We start from the raw sequence: 21650 nt of genomic DNA on the forward strand, positions 1-21650 counted from the left end.
GATGAAACAAATAAAACGCAACCTGCCGCGAATCCTGCTGTTTGCGACTTCGCTAGTGCTGATCGGCATCTGCCCGTTTAGTTCGGCTTTAAGTGTGGAGACTGATATTTTGCCCGGAATCGGGAATGCGCTATCGCTCACGGAAAAGCGGCGGCAATCCGAGTCTGGACCCCGCCGTAATTAAAGCACTGGAGCCGAACGAAGAGTAATCGCTAAGAATCAACCCTTTTAAAAGGATCAAAAAAGAAGCACGCCGCGCAGGCGCGCTTCTTTTCGTTATCGATAAATCATAAGCCCGGCATTCAGCTCGGCTGTTTATTCTGATCCAGGCGCTGCAATCCCGTCTCTAAATTGTTCATCGCGAGCACCAGACGGTCGGCCAGCTCGTTGAGGTCTTTTTTGCCTTCTCCCGGTTCGTCGGATACGGTCGCGATCGGGTCTCCGATCACGAGCCGGGTCTTCGTTCCGCGCAGCAGTCCTTTGAACGTGGTAGGACCGGAGAACGCCGCGGGCACGACCGGGACTTTGGCCATTTTGGCGATCGTGACCGCGCCGCGCTTCAGCGGCGCGTCTTCCGAAGAACGGGTGCCCGACGGGAAGATCCCGATCGTTTTGCCCTGCTTGAGCAATTGAATCGGAATTTTCAGGCTGCTCGGTCCCGGATTTTCGCGATCGACCGGGAATGCGTTGATATCGCGCAGAAATTTATCGGCAATCTTTTTTTGGAACAATTCTTTTTTGGCCATAAAATGAACTTCGGTCGGCAGCAGCGAGCTTCCGAGCGCGATGACGTCGATCCAACCCCTATGCGTGCAGGTGATCACGTAGCCGCCTTCCTTCGGCAGCTTGTCTGCTCCGATAACCTCGAACTTCCCGAATCCACGCAGTATAAGTCTGGCTAATTTGGCGAGGGGTTGATACAACACGTCGACTGCTCCTTCCGCTTTCCGTTTCTCGATAACTTTAGGATCTGGTCCTAAATTTAAGCAACAGCACAGTTCCTTATAAAAAAATGTACGACACGCTGTTAGTGTACCATGCGCATTCTCTTCTGAACAGCGCCCGGCTTGAAAAATCATGGGTCTTTCGCAACGATGGTGGTAGCAAGGCGAGGCGTAATGACCTATAATGACGGTAAGCCTATGCTTTTGCGTTAAGGGTTACTCACTTGGCGTAAAAGGATTCTATCCGTAAACGAAGGAGACCGGCGCATACCATGAACGATTTTATTTTATTTAAATTGGCAGACAAAACGTACGGTATTCCGTTCCATGAAATCGATGAAATCCAGAACTCCAAACCGGGTACGTCGATTCCTTTCTCCTCCAATTGGCATGAAGGCGTGGTCAAGATCCGCGAAGAGATCTACACCATCCTCAATCTGCGTAAAAAGCTGAATATCTCCCATGAAGATCAAAACGACACTGATAAGTTTATTCTGCTGCGTCGCGAGAAGGTCGCCTTGCTTGTCGACTCTCTTGACGATACAGCTTCGGTACCGGATTCCGCGTTGGCCGACAACGAAGAAGTGGCGAGCCGTCGCTTCCTGCCGTCCGTGTTCGAACACGGGGATCGGTTGGTGTTGGTGCTGAACGTGGACACGTTGTTAGCTTCGACAACAGGCGGAGGCGCTTAGATTCCTTTTCGGATAGGGCAAGCGCTGCGAGAGAAATTCGTTCGAGACGCTGTCTCACTTGGAAAAACGGATTGAAATTTATAATGGTGTTTTCCAAGTTCAAAGGCGTCTTTCACTGAATTTCTCTCTCCGCTTAAGCTTTCCTTGGAAAGGATCTTTAGCTTTTATTTAATCAAGAGATGGATAACAAAAGATAAGATAAGATAAATCACGTAACAAAAGGCCCCGATGTAGATTCGATGTCATTGAAGTGCAACTTCATGACATTGAATTAGGATCGGGGCCTTTTGTCGTTTCCGCGACTGCGGCGTGTGGAGTGATTGCTGCGAATAAAGTAGGTATATGGGATCGTCGCCGTGCAATGGGTTCATGTTGATTGCTGCTCATGCTGACTGACAAGTTGCGAATGTAGAAGGTCTGCATCATTGTATCGCGGAAAACGAGAGCGCCAACCGATGTTGTAAAAAACTCAAGCGGGCGATGGGGCCGTTCCTGATGTCTAGTCTGTGGCGCTCTCATCCCATGAAACGCAGGCAGTTTGAAGTTGGATCACTTTTTTCGAACTTTTTTCGAAAAATATGAAAAAAGAATTTTGTTATATGAATGTGTCGCGGGTTTTAAAACATGCTTTAGCTGCGCCATAGAGACGAAACTTGGACAATTTGCTCAGGCGTGGTTCGACAGCAGCCGCCGATCAAACGCGCGCCGGCTTCATGCCAGGCAAGCGCCGAATCGGCAAAACTGCCGCAACCGTTCGACTCTCCGGCATGCCAGGTTTTTGTGGACGCCTCGTAAGTCTCTCCGGAGTTCGGATAGATCAGAAGCGGTTTATCCGTAAAGGCAGCAAGATGCTGGATCGCCTCGGTCGCAAAGGATGCCGGAGCGCAGTTAACGCCGATCGCGGCAATCGCAGCATAGTCTTCCAGCGCTCGCGCGCACTCTTCGAGCGAAGTGCCTTCGCTGATTCGGCCTCCGTCTTGCAGAGAGAACGACATCCAGGCGTACGCGTCGGGGAATTCGTTTTTCAACAATTCCGCCAGCACCAAAGCCTCTTGTAGCGAAGGAATCGTCTCGAAAGCAAGAATATCGGCTCCGGCTTCGATCAATGCTTGGATACGCAAGCGATGAAACTCGGTCAGACGTCGATCGTCGACACCATAATGGCCGACGTATTCCGATCCGTCTGCCAGATAAGCGCCGTAAGGACCGACGGAACCGGCGACAATCGGCTTCGGGCGACTTTGATGTTGGACTTCCGCCCACACGGTATCCCGTGCCTCTACCGCTAGTTTTACGGTACTCCGGATCAATTCAAGTGCCTGTTCTTCCTTAATTCCCTTCGCGGCAAAACCTTCTACCGTCGCCTGGTAACTCGCCGTAATGGCACAATCGGCTCCGGCGCGGAAATAATCCTCGTGCACGCGGCGGATTTTCTCCGGTTGTTCCAGCAGCACGCGCGCCGACCATAACGGATCGTCCAGATCGCAGCCGTGCTGCTCCAGCTCGGTCGCCATCGCTCCGTCCAGAACCAACACCGGATGCTCCGCCAATATGGCCGCAATCGGATCTCCAGCCTTTTTCAGCTTCGAATTCATGCTTGCATGTCTCCCTTCCCCGCCCGTTTCCGGGCTGTCGCATAATACGTAATATAACAAACCGCGATAAACGGAATTCCGCAGTATAAAGCGATACGCTGCGTCGGATCGAACGCGATCCCGATGCAAGATAACAAACACAACAAGAACGAAGCGATCGGCACAAACGGATACCACGGTGTACGGAAACCGAGATCGTTAACGGAATTTCCGGCTTTGACGTAAGCGCGTCGGAACATCAGCTGCGACAAACTGATGCTCATCCATACGACAACGACGGCAAGTCCCGAGATCGACACCAGCGCAATATAGACGGTTCCCGGCGCCACGATGCTCGATAGCAACGCTAATGCGCCGCCTGCCATGCTGAGAGTCAACGCATTCATCGGAACGCCGCGTCTGTTGATTGCGGACAATGAGCGCGGGATCGTGCCTTTGTCCGCCAGCGACCACAACATGCGCGAAGACGCGTAAAGGCCGGAGTTGGCTGCCGACAGAATCGCCGTCAAAATAACGAAGTTCATCACGTCCGCCGCATAAGGAATGCCTACGCGGTCAAGGACGGCAACGAACGGACTTTCCAGCACACCCGCATCATTCATAGGCAGGAGTGCTGACAGAATGACAATCGTCCCGATGAAAAACAGCACCAGACGCAGCAGCGTAGTTTTGATCGCTTTCGGAATCGTGCGCGCCGGATCGACCGTTTCACCCGCGGCGATTCCGATTAGCTCCGTGCCGGAAAAAGCAAAGTTCACCGCCAGCATCGTCATGAGAATCGCGCCTGCGCCGTTCGGGAACCAACCGTCTACAGTCAAATTCGAGAATAACGGTGCCGACTCATGTCCTTGCATCGGGACGATACCGAATACGGCTGCGGCCCCAATCACGATAAACGCGACGATTGTCAGCACTTTGACCAACGAGAACCAAAATTCTGATTCCGCAAAAAAGCGTACGCTGCTCGCATTCAAAACGAAAATCAAAGCCGCGAACAACGCGCTCCAAATCCAGACATTGACTTCCGGGAACCAACGCTGCATCAACAGTCCCGCTGCCGTAAATTCGGAGCCGAGCGCTACCGTCCACGTGAGCCAGTACAGCCAAGCAACCGTGTAACCGGTGGCCGGACCGAGATATTTGGCAGCGTAACTGTGAAAAGCTCCCGTTTCCGGCATCTGCACAGAAAGCTCGCCCAAACACAACATGACCAGATACACGGCGACCGCTCCGACCAGATACGAAAGAATCGCGCCGATCGGCCCCGCCTGCTGAATCGTATACCCCGAACTCAGAAACAATCCTGTACCGATCACGCCGCCGAGCGACAACATGACGACGTGCCGGACCTGCATTTTACGCTGAAAATCACCGCTGTTCTCCTGCTCCATCCAACTTCCCCACTTCCGGTCCGCACGCAAAAAGACGCCTTCGCACTCAAGACGCCTCGGAAACACATTCCTGCCGGGTCCAACGATTTTCAACCCAATATACCGGGACTCCCATCACGTGTCAACGATTTTCTGTGTATTCCTTCACCGCATTGAATCGGCAGTTTAGCGAAGCTGAGGAAGTTTTGGAATCTGGTGATTTCCGGAAGCGCTCGGAGAGTGACCATTACTGTGTGTCTTCTGCTGGGCCTCCCGATACGTTTCAATCCATACTCTCGCACGGAGAGTGACTGCACCTCTTCTAGCTCCTTGCCCCGTACGGCTTTGGATGCTCAAAAGTGCGAACCTCGAAATTAGCCTAACCAAAACTAGGGCGTGTACGCAAACTTCGAAGGAAGCAGATTTAGACGAATTTTCGTTCTCAACAAGGAAGTATTCCGAAGGCGTGCCGAGGCACGTCAAGGGATACTGACGCAGTGGAGGGCGAAAAGTCGGCTAAAGATGCACGTCGTTAAGTTTGCGTACACGCCCTAGACAAAAAGACAAGCGAAACCCTGCAATCCTTTATTCCGCGCGGGGTGCGAACCTCCCGGGGATTTCATGGGAGCTTGAGGTTCGCGCTTTTTCAAGCCTTGATCTCAACATGTACAGAAAAGAGGACTCACCACTATGGGTCAGTCCTCCCTACACGATATCTACTTTCACTTTCCGCTATCTTGCGCAATCCAGTTCAGACCTTCAGCCAAACGAATCGAAAAATCGTCGGGATAATCGTGTCCAAGGTCTTCGACGACTTTCAATCGAGCTTTCCGTCCACGTTCCTGCAAAGCCTGCGTCAAAACTCTAGACGACTCGCGTCCTTCGTCATCTTCTGCGCCAGCAATCCATAAACTGCGCGGCTTCCGTTCTTCCAGTCGATCCAGTGCCTCTGCCCATTCAGCTGCATCGTCCAACCACGACGATACAAAGATCAAGCCGTCCGCCGGAAATTCATCGTGCAGCACGGCATTCAGCGCTACTTCGGCTCCGGTCGAAAAAGCGCCTAACACGATAAACGCTTCTTCCCCCGCAATTCCGCGTAACGTCTCCAGATGCTCCCGCAGTTCGGCCGCACCCAGATCGATGTCGTCCCAACCGTACGCATCCGAGAACCGAATCTGCGACGAACGAATCAAGCCCACATTCCAGCCCAACTCCTGCGCAGATTTCCAAAACGCCTCGGTATCCCGTTCGTTTTCCTGGTCACCGTGCAGCACAAGCAACGTCGGACGCACAGACGTCGCTGTCTCAGGCTGTCCTGCCGCTACTCCAGACGCATCCTTGCTTTGCTCTAGCACCGTAAGCCCCGGAGCCGCATTCGCCAACGCCGCTTCCTCGCGCTTGCCGCACAGATCCGCAAGCTCGGCAAAGCCTTCGCGCCCGCGCAGCGATTCCAGATCCTCGTCCTCCAGCAAATACTCGGCCGGGTACCAGAAGCCCTTTTCCGTCACGGCTTCGCTCAGCAGCGCAAACGCCTCGTCTGCCCGTCCTGCCGCAGCGGTAAGCGCGTAGAGCAGGTTCATCTGCCGTGCATCATTCGGATCTCCATGCTCTTGCACGAAGCTCAAAGCCTGTTCCACGCCCAATTTCTCCCGCCGTTCCAACGCTTCGTTGAACAGCCGGGTTGCCGTCATGTTTGTCATATCGAACTCCTATTTGGTCAGGATGATCGGCGCGCCTTTGGTAATAATCATCGTATGCTCATATTGGGCAACCAGGCTTCCGTCGTCCGCTCGAAGGGTCCAACCGTCGTTCGCGTCTTCCACCACCTCGCGCGCATTGGTGGATACAAATGGTTCGAACGCGATCACGGAGCCTTCTTTCCAAAGGTCGGTATCGGTCGGATCGTAATAGCTCAAAATGTACTCCGGCTCGTCGTGCAGCGCCGTGCCGATTCCATGTCCCGTCAGCGTCTCGATGATATTAAAGCCATGACGGCGCGCGACGTTGTAAGCCGCTTTGCCCGCGTTGTTGCGCTTCGATCCGGCTTTGATCTTGGCTGCGCCCGCTTCGAAGGCTTCGACAGCCGCTTCGCACAGCTCGATCAGACGCGGATCGCCTTTTCCGACAACGAACGATACGCCCGTATCCGCAAAATAACCGTCGCAGGAAGCAGATACGTCCACATTTACGAGATCGCCTTCTTGAATGACGCGTTCGCTCGGAATGCCGTGCGCCACTTCTTCATTCACGCTGATGCAAGTATAGCCAGGGAAGTCGTACGTCGACTTGGGAGCCGATACCGCGCCGTGTTCTTTGAAAAGCTCAGCCGCGCGCAGATCCAGATCGATCGTGCGTACGCCTGGTTTCGCCATTTCTTTCAAATCATCGCGGATCAAGGCCACGATTCGTCCGATTTTTTTCAAGCCTTCGATTTCTTGTTCTGTTTTCGCTATCATGCTTGTTCTCCTTTTTGTCGGTTAAATAGTAAGTTTCAAAGCTTCCCGGTAATTGTTCTCGGATAAGACCCGTATGCCATGTCGGCGCAGCAGCGCTGAGGTTACGCCGCGTCCGTCCACTTTAATGCCTGCAAAGTCCCCGTTGTAAATCGCCAGGCTCCCGCACGATGGACTGTTTTCCTTCAAAATGACCGTATCCGCCCCGGTTTCGCGCGCTTGTTCGAGCGTCAACTGCGCACCTCGCAGATACAACTCGGTCACGTCGGCGCCGGAGCGCTCGATCACTCGGGCAAAGCCGTCCAACACATCGTCTCCGTTGCCGCCGACAATCTCGGCCGGCTCGCGCGGCGTGACGAATCCGCCCATCAGTTCGGGACAAACAGCGATCGCTTCCCCGCGTTCCAACAGCGTGCGAACATTGTCTTCCAAGCTGTCCGTGCCGTTATAGCGGACAGCAAATCCCGCCAGGCAGGAACTGACCAATATCATAGGTTCCCTCCCTTGCCGTTATCCGCTATTATACCACTGCACGCCGCATCTTTTCTTCCCCGCTCGCAAAAAAGACTTCGGGAATTCTCCCAAAGTCGTCTTTTTCCCAACCTATTACCAACCCAAAGTCTCCCGCAATTCTTCTGCAAGCCGACTCGCCATCTTCGCGTTACCCTGCGCGGAAGGATGCAGCGTATCGGTATAGTCGCCGTCCCGCTCGGATAACCACCCGTCCGTTGCGATCACATGCAGCTTCGTATCGCCCGCCGAATGCCGATTCTCGGCCGCTGCCCGGCTCTCCTCGTTCATATATCCGTTCAAAGGCAGCAAAACGACCAATTCCGTATCCGGGTAGGCTTGCCGAAGTCGTTCCAGAAAACGCGCATAAGCATCCCGGAACGTCCCCCCGTCGATCTCCGCACGGGCATCGTTCGTTCCCAAATTGATGACGACGGCATCCGGTGCTTCCTGATCCATCTGCCAGTCCGGCGAGCCTGCATAGTCGAGCGGCTGCAACTTGAAATACTGCTCGCTCATCCCCGATGGCGGAAGTCCGTTGCAGGACACGCCGTCTACAAGGCAAATCCCGGTATAGGCAATCTGCGTATGATCGGCGTTCAGCCGTTCTCCGGTCAGCCAAGCATACGATTCGATCGACACGTTCGGCGTTTTGTAACCGACCGTGATCGAATCGCCCACGAACTCAATCGAGCGCCGGCGTTCCGGCGGAGGAATCGTTTGGGCGCCTTCGTCCAGCAACAACCCTTTGAACACGGCGACGTCCCTTATATTTCGCGTGACCACGGTCAACGTATGCTCGCCGGGTATCAAACGTTCGGGAGTCAGATTCACGATACCCGAGGCATTTTTATACAAATGAAAAGGCCCGCCGTCCACGGATGCGTACAGATCGGAACCGGCAGGCGGCGCAGCATCACCCAATCTTAATCGTACGCTGCCCCCGGTAAAAGCCGTCGTGAACGACGTTCCCGCCCAATATCCCCGATACGTATCCGGCGCGGAGGTATCCCATCTGCCGACGTAATGGATATAAGGATCGTCCGGGCCGACGGCTGCCATATCCGCATTCACGCGATGGATCGAAGGCGCAGCAAGAATGACCGTCGCCGTCAACAACAAGAAAACCAACAAGACGCGCGTGCGCGGAAGTGATGTACGCAGATCGAAGGGTTTGCGGATTTTCAATCGGTTCGCTCCTTTTTTGTAAAAGAAAGATCGCTTTGATTATATCGTCTTTCGATAGGGAATCCAGCAGGCATTTATAAAAAAAACGGCCCGCCGTTTTCCGGCAGGCCGATCCAAGTAAACAGTGACGGTACAAAGGCGGACTTCAAAAACGGCGGAGCTTAAGCGTTCAACGGCTCGTAGTCGAACCAATCGAAAAATGCGGAAGTCGCTTGTTCAGCGTCCCGGCCGGATACGGCGTACATCGCGGCGATGACGCCCGTGAATCCGCCCGCAATCTCGGTCGACAGGAAATGCGTTTCGCCCCAGCCGGCTTCGATCTCCGAGCCGTTTGCTTCGCGGAAGAAGAATACGAATCGTTGACTTTCCGCACGCACGCGCAGCTCGACGGGACCGACCCTGCAGTCGAAAACTTGCTCGGTGCGCATCGATCCTACCGTCCGTCGAAGGATCAAGACTTTGCGGCCTTCGCGCTGCGTGACGGCCAGATCGTAATGATGCTTGCCGTTCATGAACAATGTGATTCCGGCTTCTTCTGCCGCGCTGCCGGGTTCAAAATCAAGCCGCGTCGCCAAACGGCAATCGAAATGGGACAATCTGCGACCGACGAAGGCCGGAGAAGCGATCTCGTCCAGCGTCGCTTCGCTGCCTCGCAGCGCCAGAGCTCCGGGACGTTCTTCAAGCGACCAACTGCCCGGTGCAGGATTGCGCAGGAAAATCCATTCGCCGTTCAGTTCCGCCGCATCGAAATCATCGCGTACCGTCGGAATCGGCCATGGATGCGGCGCAAGCGAAGGAGCATCCATATGCTCGCGGACCCGCCCTTCGTCTCCGATGATCGGCCAACCGTCCTCCGTCCAAGTCACGGGAGCCAGGAAGGTCTCCCGTCCCAAATGATGCCTTCTCGGATACGTCGGCGGACGAATGCCCAACAGCACGGCCCACCAGCTTCCGTCCTGCGTCTCGACAAGATCCGCATGTCCGGCTGCCTGAATCGGCAGATCGGTGCTGCGATGCGTCAGAATCGGATTGTGCGGACATACCTCGAACGGACCGAAAGGGTTTTCGCTTCGGGCAATCGTCTCCATGTGCCCAAGCTCGGTTCCCCCTTCGGCAATCATCAAGTAATATTGACCTTTGATCTTGTACAAGTGCGGAGCCTCGGGATTGTTGCCTCCGGTTCCCTGCCAGATCAAACGGCTTTCCGTCAGCATTTCACCGGTTTCGATACGGATCACGCATTGGTAAATCCCTTCGCCTTGAGGCCCGTTTTGAACGGATTGGAAGTAGACTTTTCCGTCATCGTCGAACAGCAGCGAAGGATCGATTCCGCCTTGCGCCACGCTGATCGGCTCCGACCACGGTCCTTCGGCCTTACGGCTGCGCACGTAAAAGTTGCCTACTCCGCTGACATTGGTCGTCACCATGTAGAACCAGCCGTCATGGTGCCGGATCGTCGGCGCATAAATGCCCGCCGAGCTGCCGGCTTGGTGCAGCGGGAGTTGGCTTTCTCTAGTCAGGCAGTGTCCGATCCGGCGCCAATTCACCAGATCCTTGCTGTGAAACACGGGCACGCCCGGAAAATACTCGAACGTGCTCGTGACCAGATAATAATCGTCTTCTACCCGGCATATGCTCGGATCGGGATGAAACCCGGAAATGACGGGGTTCGCGTACTTCATTATTGATCGCTCCTATTCCAAAGTTAATCGTTCCAGAGCTTTACGAGGTCTTGCACGTATCCCGTAAATCCCTCTTCCATTTCTTCGACGCCGTTATCCAATAATTCCTGCTGGTAAGCTTCCCATAGACGGTCGAAATCAGCCGGATCGGAAACGACGATTTCCGGGATTCGTTTCCACGTAATGTCTTTGACGCGGCTCGACAGCAAGGTGACTTTATCGCTGCTCGGAACCGCGATGTTCCAAGCGGCCCCCCACGGCTTCACCGGGAATTCGTCTTCGTTCGGGAACAAGTCCATCCATGTAGTCGCGTTGTACGCTGCAAGCGTCTCTTTATCCACTTCGGTATAGTTGGAAGCGATCATTTCCGGAGAGTTCTTCGTGTAATAGTTGCCTGTGGAATCTTCGACCCCGTCGCCGTAGCGAGCGCTCATCAGCGAGTAGAAACCGATACCGGACTCCCGGCTGAAGGCCGCGTTATCGTTCGTGATGCGGTCCTGAACATCTGCGGGTACGACTCTTTTTCCATCTTCGACGTTATAGTGTTCGCCCTCGATGCCCCAATTATTCATGATCTGTGCCTCTTCGGAAGCCAGATAGTCGAGGAATTTAATCGCGCGCACCGGATCTTTGGCCGACGTCGTGATGCCTACGCCCCAACCGGACATGAAGCCTGTGGACTGCATGCGGTTATCCTTGTATTCATCGGATAGCGTAACCGAATAGTGACCGTACGTATCTTCGTATTTGCCCGCGCTTTTCAAAGAGTTCTCCGCTTCCGCATAGCCCCAGTCCGCATCGATCATCCCGATCACGCGACCGGAAGCGATTTTGGCGAGATACTGGTCGTTTTTTTGCACGAACGTATCTTTGTCCAGCAGGCCGATGTCGTACATATGATTCAACCATTTGAAGTATTCTTTCTCGCCGTCCGTACGGAAGTGATACGTCGCCTCATACGTCTCGGGATCGATATAATATTCGCCGTCGCCCGACTTTCCCGTCACTTCCGCTGCCGGGTTGGTGACGGTTATCGACATATGCCAGTCATCCGCGTTCAGCGTCATGCCGATGTTCGGGTTGCCGTCGGCGTCTGTCGGATTTTTGTCGATATACGCTTGAATGACGTCCTCGTAATCTTGCAAAGTTTTGATTTCCGGGTACCCGGCTTCTTTCACGGCTTTATGCTGAAGCTCAAAACCGCCGCCTGCCACGAGATTTTTGGTGCCTACAGCCGAATATGTCGGAATGACGTAGATCGATTGGTCCTCATTGCTGTAACGCAGGCGCTTGATCTGGTCGCCGTATACTTTTTTGATATTCGGTGCATGCTTGTCGATTAATTCGGTCAGGTCCAGCATAGCGCCTGCCTCGACGAATTTGTCCACGTCGCCTTTCGCGCTGAGCAGCTCCGGATATTCGCCGCTTGCCACGATCAGGGACAGCTTCTGCGACGGATCGGCTACCGCGAATTCCGCGTTCAGCGTAACCCCCGTGTCTTCCGTGATTTTTTTGCCCACCGCATCCTGCATATTGTTCCAGTTCGAGTTCGGGTCCGCGCTGAAAAAGCTGAAGCTGATCGGCGCCGTCCCGTCGCCTTCGACAGTCGGCGTAACGTTCTTGTCGCTCGAACCTCCGCATCCGGCAAGCAGTCCCATTGTCAGAGCCGCCGTTGTACCCATCGCCGCAAACTTGCGTGTGTTCATCCCTGTATCCCCCTATGTCTATGATTGGATCGAAGTCTCGTTCATTCAAGTCCGCTTGCTCTCATCTTGAATACGTTTGCATTTTCTTTTATGAAAGCAGAACTTCATGTCGTCTTCCCTTCGAATTTTACGGAAGAAACATAGGGGCAGCCTTGATTTTCCGGCCTTGAACTAGCATGATATAGACATTCGGCCGGGCACGGAACGGAGTTTGGAGGATTCAAGATGAGCAATGCGTATCTGGGATGGTTTACGACGGATAAGACCTTCCCTTTTTTTATTCAATACGGCGGGCATGACGAAGACACCGATCTGCATCGGCATGTCGATTTCTCGGAATTGGTCATCGTGCTGAGCGGGAATGCCAAGCATATCGTCAACAACGAGGAATCTTTTATTAAAAAAGGCAATACGTTCGTCATTAACGGGACGACCGAGCATGGCTACAGGGAACCGCATGATTTTAAAATCTGCAATATTATGTATCGCCCCGAAATGCTCGAAGCGATCGGACCGGACTTGCGGACTTCTAACGGCTTTCAGGCTTTATTCGTTCTGCAACCGCTTTATTCGGATAGGCGAGCGCAATCGGACAAATTGAGCCTCCCTATCGCCGGAGTCGAACATGCGGCTGCGCTGGTATCGACCATGGTCAATGAATACGAGAGCAAACAGCAAGGCCGGCAAACGATGCTGATCGCGCGTTTTATGGAACTGGTCGTCTATCTATGCCGTCATTACGAAACCCAAAGCCGCGAGGCTCCCGATTCGCTGTCGCATCTCGCCAATGCCGTCTCGTATATGGAGGACCATTATCTGGAAGCCTTGTCCCTGGAACAGATCGCGGTACGCTCCGGCGTGTCGGTACGGCATTTGAACCGGATGTTCAAAGCTTATTATCAGACGACACCTGTCGCCTATCTGCAAAGCCTGCGGCTGGAACGTTCGCGCATGTTATTGAAGCACAGCGATCTTCCCGTAACGCAAATCTCGTACGAGTGCGGGTTCAATGACAGCAACTATTTTACGCGGCAGTTCACGAAAGCTTACGGAATGTCGCCGAAGGTTTACAGACAACAGCAGTAAAAGACGATGCATCTAGGAAAAAGGTTCAAAAAACAGACCCTGCTCAGATGCATAAGGTCTGTTTGATGTCTTTTGTTTACTTTTTGTATCGACTGATTGTTACAGCGTCGCGATATCGATCACGAAGCGATATTTCACGTCGGACTTCATCACGCGCTCCCAAGCTTCGTCGATGCGATCCGCCGAGATCACTTCGATCTCCGGCGTGATGTTATGCTCGGCGCAGAAGTCGAGCATTTCCTGCGTTTCGCGAATGCCGCCGATCGACGAGCCTGCGAACGAACGGCGTTTGCCGATCAACGAGAAGACTTGAACCGGCAGCGGCTCCGCAGGAGCGCCGACGTTCACCAGCGTACCGTCTACGGCCAACAGCGACAGATACGCATTCATGTCGATCTGTGCGCTGACCGTGTTGATAATCAGGTCGAACGTTCCGGCCAGTTGTTTGAATGTTTCCGGATCGCTTGTCGCGTAGTAAGCACTCGCTCCGAGCTTCAATCCGTCTTCTTTTTTCTTCAACGATTGCGACAACACGGTCACTTCCGAACCCATCGCATGCGCGAATTTGACTGCCATATGGCCGAGACCGCCCAAGCCGACGACCGCAATCTTTTTACCCGGCGCCGCTCCCCAGTGGCGCAGCGGGGAATACGTGGTAATCCCTGCGCACAGCAGCGGAGCTGCCGCATCCAAAGCGATATTGTCCGGAATTTTCACGACGAACTCTTCCGTTACGACGATATGGCTGGAATAACCGCCTTGCGTATATTGACCGTAGCGGTCAACCGACCCGTAAGTTCCCGTCATGCCTTCCAGGCAGTATTGCTCTTCCCCATCATGGCAGTGTACGCATTTGCCGCACGAATCGACCATGCAACCCACGCCTACGCGATCTCCGATATTGTGCTTGGTTACAGCCGAACCGACTGCCGCAATGATGCCTGCGATTTCATGGCCGGGTACGAATGGATATTGCACAGGTCCCCACTCGCCGCGTGCGCTGTGAATATCGGAGTGGCAGATGCCCGCATATTTGATCTCGATCAGTACGTCATGCGGCTGAAGTTCCCGGCGTTGAATCTCGGCAGATTGGAACGATTGATCCGCTCCATAGACTACTTTCGCTTGAGCTGTCGACATAGTAAGTACCTCCAAGAATAGTTGATGTATAATTGCTCACCTGTTCATCCTACGCCTTACAGTTAACTCTAAGTCAAGGGGGGGTTAGAGTTTTCGGCGTCTTTGACATCCGGCCGGTCCGATGGTAAAATCGCATTCACCATACCGGGAAGAGGAGAATGGCAATGAAGACATACTCAATCGGCGAAGCGGCCAAAGCCTTGAATCTGACGCCTTACACGCTGCGCTATTACGATAAAGAAGGTTTGCTTCCTCGAATCGAACGAACCTCCGGCGGCATCCGTTCTTTTAAAGAATCCGACCTGGAAGCTTTGAAAATCATCGAGTGCCTCAAGAAGACGGGGATGCCGATCAAAGAGATCAAAACGTTTATCGACTGGTGTTCGGACGGCGACAATAGCTTGCAGCAGCGATACGACATGTTCCAAGAACGCAAAGCGGTCGTTCAAGCTCAGATGCAGGAACTATTGAACACCATGAGCGTAATCGAGCATAAATGCGAGTATTATCAGACCGCGCTGGATGCAGGTACGGAAGCCGTACACAAGCACACCCATGCCAAGCAAACCTCTCCGGCCTAATTGTTTGTATACGAAAAAAAGGATTGGCCCGCAGTAATGGGGCCAATCCTTTTTTGTTGCTCGAGTCCCTTTTGCATCGACAAGGTACTCGTACATTATAAGTTCGGCCCGGTTATGGTACCCGCCGCCAAACTTTTCAATTGATCTTACTCTACGGTTACGCTCTTCGCCAAGTTACGCGGCTTGTCTACGTCCAGGCCCAGAGCCAGGGAAGCGTAGTACGACAGCAGTTGCAGCGCAACTACGGACAAAGAAGCTGTCAGCAGCGGCAGAGTCTTCGGAATCGTGAATACGGAATCGACCGATTTCAGCAATTCTTGCGCGTCTTCTTCGTAGCAGATCGTCAGGACAACGCCGCCGCGAGCTTTGACTTCCTTGATGTTGCTGACGGTTTTCTCGATCAGCGCCTGTTCGGTCGCCAGCGCGATAACCGGTACGCCGTCTTCGATCAACGCCAGCGTGCCGTGCTTCAACTCGCCCGCCGCATAAGCTTCGGAGTGAATGTACGAGATCTCTTTCAGCTTCAGCGAACCTTCTTGAGCAGCTGCATAGTCCAGACCGCGTCCGATGAAGAACAGGTGCTTTTGCGAAGAGAATTCTTCAGCATGAGCCTTAGCTTCCAGTTCGCGTGCCAGAATCGATTCAACCTGTTCCGGCAGTGCCTGCATAGCCGCCAGCGTTTCCGCGACTTGAGCTTCGGTTTGCGTTCCGCGAACCTGCGCGAAGTACAGACCCAGCAGGTAGAATGCGATCAGCTGCGATGTATACGCTTTTGTCGAAGCTACCGCGATTTCCGGTCCGGCCAATGTCGCGATGACGTCGTTCGCGTCACGCGCGATCGAGCTGCCTACCACGTTCGTGATTGCCAGAACGTGAGCGCCGTTCGCTTGGGCTTCGCGCAGAGCTGCCAGCGTATCCGCTGTTTCGCCCGATTGGCTAACTACGATCACAAGCGTCTCAGGCGTTACGATCGGGGAACGGTAACGATATTCGGAAGCCACATCCGTTTCAACCGGAATGCGTACGAGACGTTCGATAACCGTACGTCCAACGAGACCTGCATGGTACGCCGTACCGCAAGCAATGATCTGTACATTACGGATGTTTTTGATCTGCTCGTCCGTCATGTGGAAGTCCGGCAGAACCACTTTCTTGCCGCTCTCGTCCACGCGTCCACGCATCGTATCTTGGTACGCTCTAGGCTGCTCGTGAATTTCTTTGTGCATGAAATGCTCGTAGCCGCCTTTTTCCGCCGTAATGGCATCCCATTCGATGTACGTCATTTCCCGGGCAATTTCGTTGCCTTCGATCGTCATCAGCTTCACGCTGTCGCGAGTCAACAACGCCATCTCGCCATCGTTCAGGATGAACACGTTGCGCGTATACTTCAGAATGGCCGGAATGTCCGAACCGATGAAGTTTTCGTTTTCGCCGATGCCGATGATCAGCGGGCTTGCATGACGTACCGCTACGATACGATCCGGTTCGTACTCGGTAAGTACGCCCAGCGCGAACGCGCCGCGCAGGTGCTTGATCACTTTTTGCACGGCTTCCACGATGTCGCCGTTATACTCGCGAGCAACCAGATGGGAAATGACTTCCGTATCGGTTTCCGAAACGAACTCGACGCCGCTTGCCATCAGTTCGTCTTTCAGTTCCAGATAGTTTTCGATGATGCCGTTGTGCACGACCGAGAACTTCTGCGTAGCGTCCGTGTGCGGGTGCGAGTTCACGTCAGATGGCTTGCCGTGCGTCGCCCAACGCGTATGACCAATGCCGACCGAACCGACCAACGGAGCACTTTCCAGCTTGTTTTCCAGGTTGACCAGACGTCCCAATGCTTTGGAGACTTTAAGACCTCCGTCCGTATACACAGCGATCCCCGCCGAGTCATAGCCACGGTATTCCAACTTCGAGAGACCCTCGATCAAAACGTCCTGCGTATTTCTTGGTCCGATATATCCTACGATTCCACACATAATTAAATATCCTCCGCTCATGTTTTGGGTTGAATCTTGAAGCTTCGAGCGGTCCGGTGAATAGCCAAAACTTATGAAGCACGGAAAGAAACGCCTCGTAAAAGGACAGAACTCTCCCGTTGGATGATTTGAAGATTCAAAATCCACGTACCGAGAAACAGAGCCGTCGTCTGCCTCTTGTCGGCCGCATAAGCTTTCGCGTCTTCAGTTTACGCATGAAAAGCCTCATGATTGAGCATCCGCGAATCCGTTTGTGCGGCCAGTCGCCTGTCCGTTTTCCGAAATTCGCTTACGGTTTGATGCAATACCGGGAGGTCCCCGCCGAATATTTCGAACACCTCCACCTCGTCAGCTTAAGTTGCACATACCCGTTAGACGCGATTGCGTCCTCCGGCGTTCCGATCTGGCACTTAAGCTCTGGCGCTTATGAATCTTACCTCACGTTCCTCCTCGTTCTGTTCAAAGTGATGCCCTAAGGCGTTTATTCATCAAAAAATAACAGGATGCCCGCCTGAACGCAAGCGGGCACCCCATCATTATATGACATTGAAAGTCGGTTTACAACTCGGGCCTTCTTTGTTGCTTGGCTTAAACCAGCTCGCTGCGCACAACATCGGCAATCTGGCCGACAACGCGATCCAATTGATCCTTATCCGGTCCTTCCGCCATAACGCGAATCAGCGCCTCTGTACCGGAAGGACGCACCAGAACGCGACCTTCGCTGCCCAGCTCCTGTTCAACTGCTTCTACGGCAGCCAGAATCGCTTGATTGCCCTCGTAGTTCCGCTTGTCCTGTACGCGTACATTAACGAGCAGCTGCGGATACTGACGCATCATCGTCTTCAACTCGCTAAGAGGCTTGCCTGCTTCAACAAGAGTATCTACCAGTTGAATCGCGGTCAACATGCCGTCTCCGGTAGTGCTGTAATCGAGGAAAATCACATGTCCCGATTGCTCGCCGCCCAGGTTAAAGTTCCCTTTGCGCATCTCTTCCATCACGTAGCGGTCGCCGACAGCCGTTTTCAGCGTGTTCAAGCCCAGCTTTTCCGCTGCCTTGTAAAAACCGATGTTGCTCATTACCGTCGTTACGATCGTGCTTCCGTTCAGCCTGCCCGCACGGTTGAGCGCGTCGCCGCAAATGCACAGGATATAGTCGCCGTCCAGCACTTCGCCTTTTTCATCGATGGCAATCAGACGATCAGCGTCGCCGTCGAAGGCCAGACCGATATGCGCGCCATGTTTCAATACTTCTTCGCGCAGCGCTTCAGGATGGGTGGAACCGACATGATCATTGATGTTCAGACCGTTCGGCTCGGCACCGATCGCGATGACTTCCGCACCCAGATCACGGAACAGATGCGGAGCCAGCTCGTAAGCCGCACCGTGCGCGCAGTCGAGAACGACTTTAATTCCGCTGAACGACCGAGACACCGTAGTCTTCAGGTAGTCCAGATAGGCAAACTTGGAAGCATCATCATTGATGACCGTGCCTAGCCCTGCACCTACAGGTCGCGGCAATTCATCCACTTCGGCATCCATCAGTGCTTCAATCTCAAGCTCAGTCTCGTCGGACAGTTTAAAGCCGTCTCCGCCGAAGTACTTGATGCCGTTATCTTGAACCGGGTTATGCGACGCTGAGATCATGACGCCTGCATCCGCTTTAAGCGTACGCGTGAGATAAGCGACCGCTGGAGTCGATACCACGCCGAGACGCACGACATTTGCACCGATCGACAGCAGTCCGGCGATCAGCGCAGATTCCAGCATCAGACCCGAAACTCGCGTATCCATACCGATCAAGACTGTCGGCTTCTCCACTTTGCCCGCCAGGACATAACCGCCGCAGCGTCCTACTTGATAAGCCAGCTCGGCCGTCAATTCTTGGTTGGCGACCCCGCGGACGCCGTCAGTTCCAAAATACTTTCCCATATCGATTCTCGTTCTCCTTTTATTTCAAACCACGCGCACCGGAGCCGGCATCTTGTTTGGAATTCAGACAACATGCTTAATCAACTCGTGCTTCGTATTCGAATGATGATAATTATGCAAGGATTAAGCGCAAGGGGCGATGCTCAAGGCGTAACTGCATCTCCCCCGGTATCGTTGCCTTGTTCCGGCGTCGTTTCTCCGCTATTGGCCGATCCTTCATTCTCGGTCGGATCGGTCTGGCCGGAATCCGTTGTTCCTTCGTCCGGCGTAGCGGGTGTTTCTTCCGTTGTCCCAGGCTGTTCGGTTGCCGGTTCTTCGGTGCTTGGCGTATCGGTGTTGGTATTGGTCTCGGAATCGGTAGGCTCCGTTCCCGGATCCGTCTCGTTAGCGTTGCCACTGCTTCCGTCCGTTTCGGGAGCCGGGGCAGGACTTTCCGTATCCGTCTCGACTGGAGGCTGATTCTCCGTACCGGATGCGGTTCCCGTAATTTCAACCGTAACGGAAGGCGGAGCATTCTCATTTGTTCGAATGTAATCCGGAAGCTCCACGTCAAGTTGTACATTGTGCGTCCCCGCATTAAGTCCGGCAAGGTCGGCGGTCAACGTAATGTCACTGGCCGTCACCCCCGCTAAAAGACTGGACGCTCCGACAATCGTGACATCCATCCTGCCGGACTCCGGATTTGTAATCGTCGCCTCGTTGCCTCTTGCCAAGCCGGTTAATGTAACAGGAACGTTGGCGATCGTCTTCTGTTCGTAAGGCACGACCGTCAAGGTATATTTCACTGAGGAAGGCACGATGCGATCGGCGCCCTCCGGTGCAGCCAGCGCCTCGGAGTACGTCGTTTCCCCTTCTGCCGTTATGCGATCCAGATCAAGCGTGATCGGCGGATAGCTGCTGAGGCTTTCCAATACGCCCGCAGAGCCGTATACCGTTACTTCCTGAGCCCCTGCTTTAACATCGGATAATACGAGCCCGTCAGGCAAACTCCCGCTGTAGCTCACGTTCAAAGGCAAAGTCTTCGAGGTTGACGATACGTTGGAGGAGATCGGGATCTGTACCTTGAGCGATGCCGGTTCGATCACCGCATCGTCAAGCACTTCGCCGTTGTTCGAGTAGGCGACCAGCTTGATTCGACCGGATACGTTCCCGTTTGACCCCTCTACGCTAATCTCGCCCTGAATCTTCTGCACCTGCTTCATCTCGCTGGCCGGAAGCGTCACCTGAACGGCATTGCCGTCTTCGAAAACAGGATCAAGCTCCGTAAAGCCTTCAGCCGGAACGCCTGTCGTCAGCACGACCGCGTCAAAGGCCTGCGTCACTTTCTCCTCGACGGTCACGGTCACTTTCGACGGCAGAATAGACAACAGCTCGACGCCGGGCGGCGTATCGACTTGCAAAGAAACGGTATACTGCCCCGGTTCTTCAATCTTGCTTAAATCCATCTTCACTTCATATTCGCTGCTGGTCGCCAAGGACGCAAGCTGAGAAGCCTGTCCGGACACATTGACGCTCACCTGCTGCGGACTCACGGTTTTCAGTACATATTTATCCGCATCCAAGCCGTAAGGCTCGATGGATAGATTAGCAATGGTCGTATGGTCTCCCTGGCTGCTTCTTGTAATCGTAGGCGCATCGGTATCGACATGAACCATCGCCCAAAGAATCAAGGCTACGGCTAACGCGATAATTTTGGCAGCCGTATTGTTCGCCAGCCACTTATCCATTCGGCTCGTCCCCTTTCTTTCTCCAGAACAAGCCCTTCTTTTCCTTAATGGACGCATTCGGTTTCAGTAGTTCATATAACTTGGAGACCAGCGCTTCTTCGCCGATATCCCGTACGACTTTCCCGTCAAGCGCAAGCGAAACCTGTCCCGTCTCTTCCGAAACGATCACGGACACGGAATCCGCCACTTCGCTGATCCCGATCGCTGCACGGTGTCTGGTCCCGAGTTCTTTGCTGATAAAAGGATTTTCGGACAGAGGCAGATAACAGGCCGCCGCCGACAACGTGCGATCCTGTATAATGACTGCTCCATCGTGCAAAGGCGTGTTCGGCGTGAAAATGTTGATCAAAAGCTCTGACGTCACGACAGATCTCATCGGAATGCCGGACTCCGTATACTCATTGAGTCCGGTATTTCGCTCAAAGACGATAAGCGCACCGATCTTGCGGCGGGACAAATAGTTGATCGACTTCATTAATTCGCCGATCATATGTCCGACTTCTTCTTCATCCGCGCTGTTCCGTCCTACAAATTTCCCGCGTCCCAGCTGTTCAAGTCCTCGGCGGAGCTCAGGCTGGAAAATGATAAAGATCGCGACGACCCCGAAAGTAAACATGCGGTCCATCAGCCACTTTAACGTATACAGATCCAACCAACTGCTGATCGCCCAAACGATAACCAGCACAAGGATGCCTTTCAACAATTGTACGGCGCGAGTTCCGCGTACAAGCAAAATCAATTGATACACAATATAAGTAACGATCAAGATATCCGCGACATCCTTGATCGTATCTTGCCAAGTTAGGTTTGTAAAATAATCCATCATGACCCAAGCCCCCGTTATCTCCGTCTCTCTCAGGCTGCTGGCTACTATGTAGGGCCGCCGGCCAACCAAGCTTCGGAACCGACTGCCGGTTCGGATTGTAGTTCGGATTTATATATCTATAGGTTATAACGTTCGTGCTTGCGTTGCAAGCCGAGCCTTGCCGCGCACGCAAAAAAAGGCGCTGCCCGAGTACTTTCACCGCGTTCGATCTGAAGTTTGCATGCGAATCGAAACCTTCA

At 53.6% G+C, this 21650-nt stretch carries 18 protein-coding genes; 4 read left to right on the top strand and 14 right to left on the bottom strand.

What is annotated here, in order from left to right; translation table 11 throughout:
- Position 1 precedes the first annotated feature (1 nt).
- The gene (locus SACSAC_RS26095) at positions 2-184 is read left to right on the top strand and encodes a hypothetical protein (protein WP_037291477.1); all 183 of its coding nucleotides are present in this window, start codon (positions 2-4) and stop codon (positions 182-184) included.
- 118 nt (positions 185-302) lie between these two features.
- Here SACSAC_RS26095 and SACSAC_RS26100 read toward each other — a convergent pair whose 3' ends face one another.
- Complete coding sequence (locus SACSAC_RS26100) at positions 303-923, bottom strand: lysophospholipid acyltransferase family protein (RefSeq protein ID WP_037293818.1); 621 nt, start codon at positions 921-923, stop codon at positions 303-305.
- 293 nt (positions 924-1216) lie between these two features.
- On the opposite strand from SACSAC_RS26100, the gene SACSAC_RS26105 reads away from it, so the two are divergent.
- Positions 1217-1636, top strand: a complete 420-nt coding sequence (locus SACSAC_RS26105; protein ID WP_037291479.1) for a chemotaxis protein CheW — start codon at positions 1217-1219, stop codon at positions 1634-1636.
- Between the two features lie 629 nt (positions 1637-2265).
- Here the strand turns inward: SACSAC_RS26105 and mmuM are convergent.
- The 8 genes from mmuM to SACSAC_RS26145 all read right to left on the bottom strand — a co-directional run bounded on the left by mmuM (position 2266) and on the right by SACSAC_RS26145 (position 12143).
- Positions 2266-3219 (bottom strand): homocysteine S-methyltransferase, encoded by a 954-nt coding sequence (mmuM, locus tag SACSAC_RS26110; protein ID WP_425414841.1) that lies wholly within the window; start codon positions 3217-3219, stop codon positions 2266-2268.
- An 8-nt stretch (positions 3220-3227) separates the two neighbouring features.
- A complete protein-coding gene (gene mmuP, locus SACSAC_RS26115; RefSeq protein ID WP_037291482.1) occupies positions 3228-4622 on the bottom strand; it encodes an S-methylmethionine permease in 1395 nt (464 codons plus the stop codon).
- Between the two features lie 701 nt (positions 4623-5323).
- Positions 5324-6304, bottom strand: coding sequence for an alpha/beta hydrolase (locus SACSAC_RS26120; RefSeq protein WP_037291483.1), 981 nt, complete (start codon positions 6302-6304; stop codon positions 5324-5326).
- A 9-nt stretch (positions 6305-6313) separates the two neighbouring features.
- Positions 6314-7060 carry a type I methionyl aminopeptidase gene (gene map / locus SACSAC_RS26125; protein ID WP_037291484.1) on the bottom strand — a complete coding sequence of 249 codons (747 nt, stop codon included), beginning with the start codon at positions 7058-7060 and terminating at the stop codon, positions 6314-6316.
- A gap of 21 nt (positions 7061-7081) precedes the next feature.
- On the bottom strand, positions 7082-7549 hold the full coding sequence (locus SACSAC_RS26130; protein ID WP_037291486.1) for a 2-thiouracil desulfurase family protein: 468 nt from the start codon (positions 7547-7549) through the stop codon (positions 7082-7084).
- Between the two features lie 114 nt (positions 7550-7663).
- Positions 7664-8755, bottom strand: a complete 1092-nt coding sequence (locus tag SACSAC_RS26135; protein ID WP_051507430.1) for an SGNH/GDSL hydrolase family protein — start codon at positions 8753-8755, stop codon at positions 7664-7666.
- Positions 8756-8916: 161 nt separating this feature from the next.
- A complete protein-coding gene (locus SACSAC_RS26140) occupies positions 8917-10437 on the bottom strand; it encodes a glycoside hydrolase family 43 protein (RefSeq protein WP_037291488.1) in 1521 nt (506 codons plus the stop codon).
- 23 nt (positions 10438-10460) lie between these two features.
- Positions 10461-12143: an ABC transporter substrate-binding protein gene (locus SACSAC_RS26145; RefSeq protein WP_051507431.1), complete on the bottom strand. Its 1683-nt coding sequence runs from the start codon at positions 12141-12143 to the stop codon at positions 10461-10463.
- Between the two features lie 225 nt (positions 12144-12368).
- On the opposite strand from SACSAC_RS26145, the gene SACSAC_RS26150 reads away from it, so the two are divergent.
- On the top strand, positions 12369-13229 hold the full coding sequence (locus SACSAC_RS26150) for a helix-turn-helix domain-containing protein (RefSeq protein ID WP_037291489.1): 861 nt from the start codon (positions 12369-12371) through the stop codon (positions 13227-13229).
- 99 nt (positions 13230-13328) lie between these two features.
- On the opposite strand, the gene SACSAC_RS26155 is transcribed toward SACSAC_RS26150, so the two are convergent.
- The gene (locus SACSAC_RS26155; RefSeq protein ID WP_037291491.1) at positions 13329-14369 is read right to left on the bottom strand and encodes an NAD(P)-dependent alcohol dehydrogenase; all 1041 of its coding nucleotides are present in this window, start codon (positions 14367-14369) and stop codon (positions 13329-13331) included.
- 164 nt (positions 14370-14533) lie between these two features.
- Here SACSAC_RS26155 and SACSAC_RS26160 point away from each other — a divergent pair, with 164 nt between their 5' ends.
- Positions 14534-14950, top strand: a complete 417-nt coding sequence (locus tag SACSAC_RS26160; RefSeq protein ID WP_037291493.1) for a MerR family transcriptional regulator — start codon at positions 14534-14536, stop codon at positions 14948-14950.
- A gap of 146 nt (positions 14951-15096) precedes the next feature.
- Here SACSAC_RS26160 and glmS read toward each other — a convergent pair whose 3' ends face one another.
- From glmS to cdaA, 4 genes are all read right to left on the bottom strand, one after another.
- Positions 15097-16929: a glutamine--fructose-6-phosphate transaminase (isomerizing) gene (gene glmS, locus SACSAC_RS26165; protein WP_037291495.1), complete on the bottom strand. Its 1833-nt coding sequence runs from the start codon at positions 16927-16929 to the stop codon at positions 15097-15099.
- 588 nt (positions 16930-17517) lie between these two features.
- Entirely contained in the window at positions 17518-18858 is a 1341-nt protein-coding gene (gene glmM / locus SACSAC_RS26175; protein WP_037291499.1) for a phosphoglucosamine mutase, read from the bottom strand.
- Positions 18859-19001: 143 nt separating this feature from the next.
- Positions 19002-20585, bottom strand: a complete 1584-nt coding sequence (locus SACSAC_RS26180; RefSeq protein WP_051507432.1) for a CdaR family protein — start codon at positions 20583-20585, stop codon at positions 19002-19004.
- Complete coding sequence (gene cdaA, locus SACSAC_RS26185) at positions 20578-21411, bottom strand: diadenylate cyclase CdaA (RefSeq protein WP_037291502.1); 834 nt, start codon at positions 21409-21411, stop codon at positions 20578-20580. Before cdaA ends, SACSAC_RS26180 begins: the two co-directional genes overlap by 8 nt.
- Between the last annotated feature and the right edge of the window lie 239 nt (positions 21412-21650).

It is taken from the genome of Saccharibacillus sacchari DSM 19268, assembly GCF_000585395.1.
GTDB lineage: Bacteria > Bacillota > Bacilli > Paenibacillales > Paenibacillaceae > Saccharibacillus > Saccharibacillus sacchari.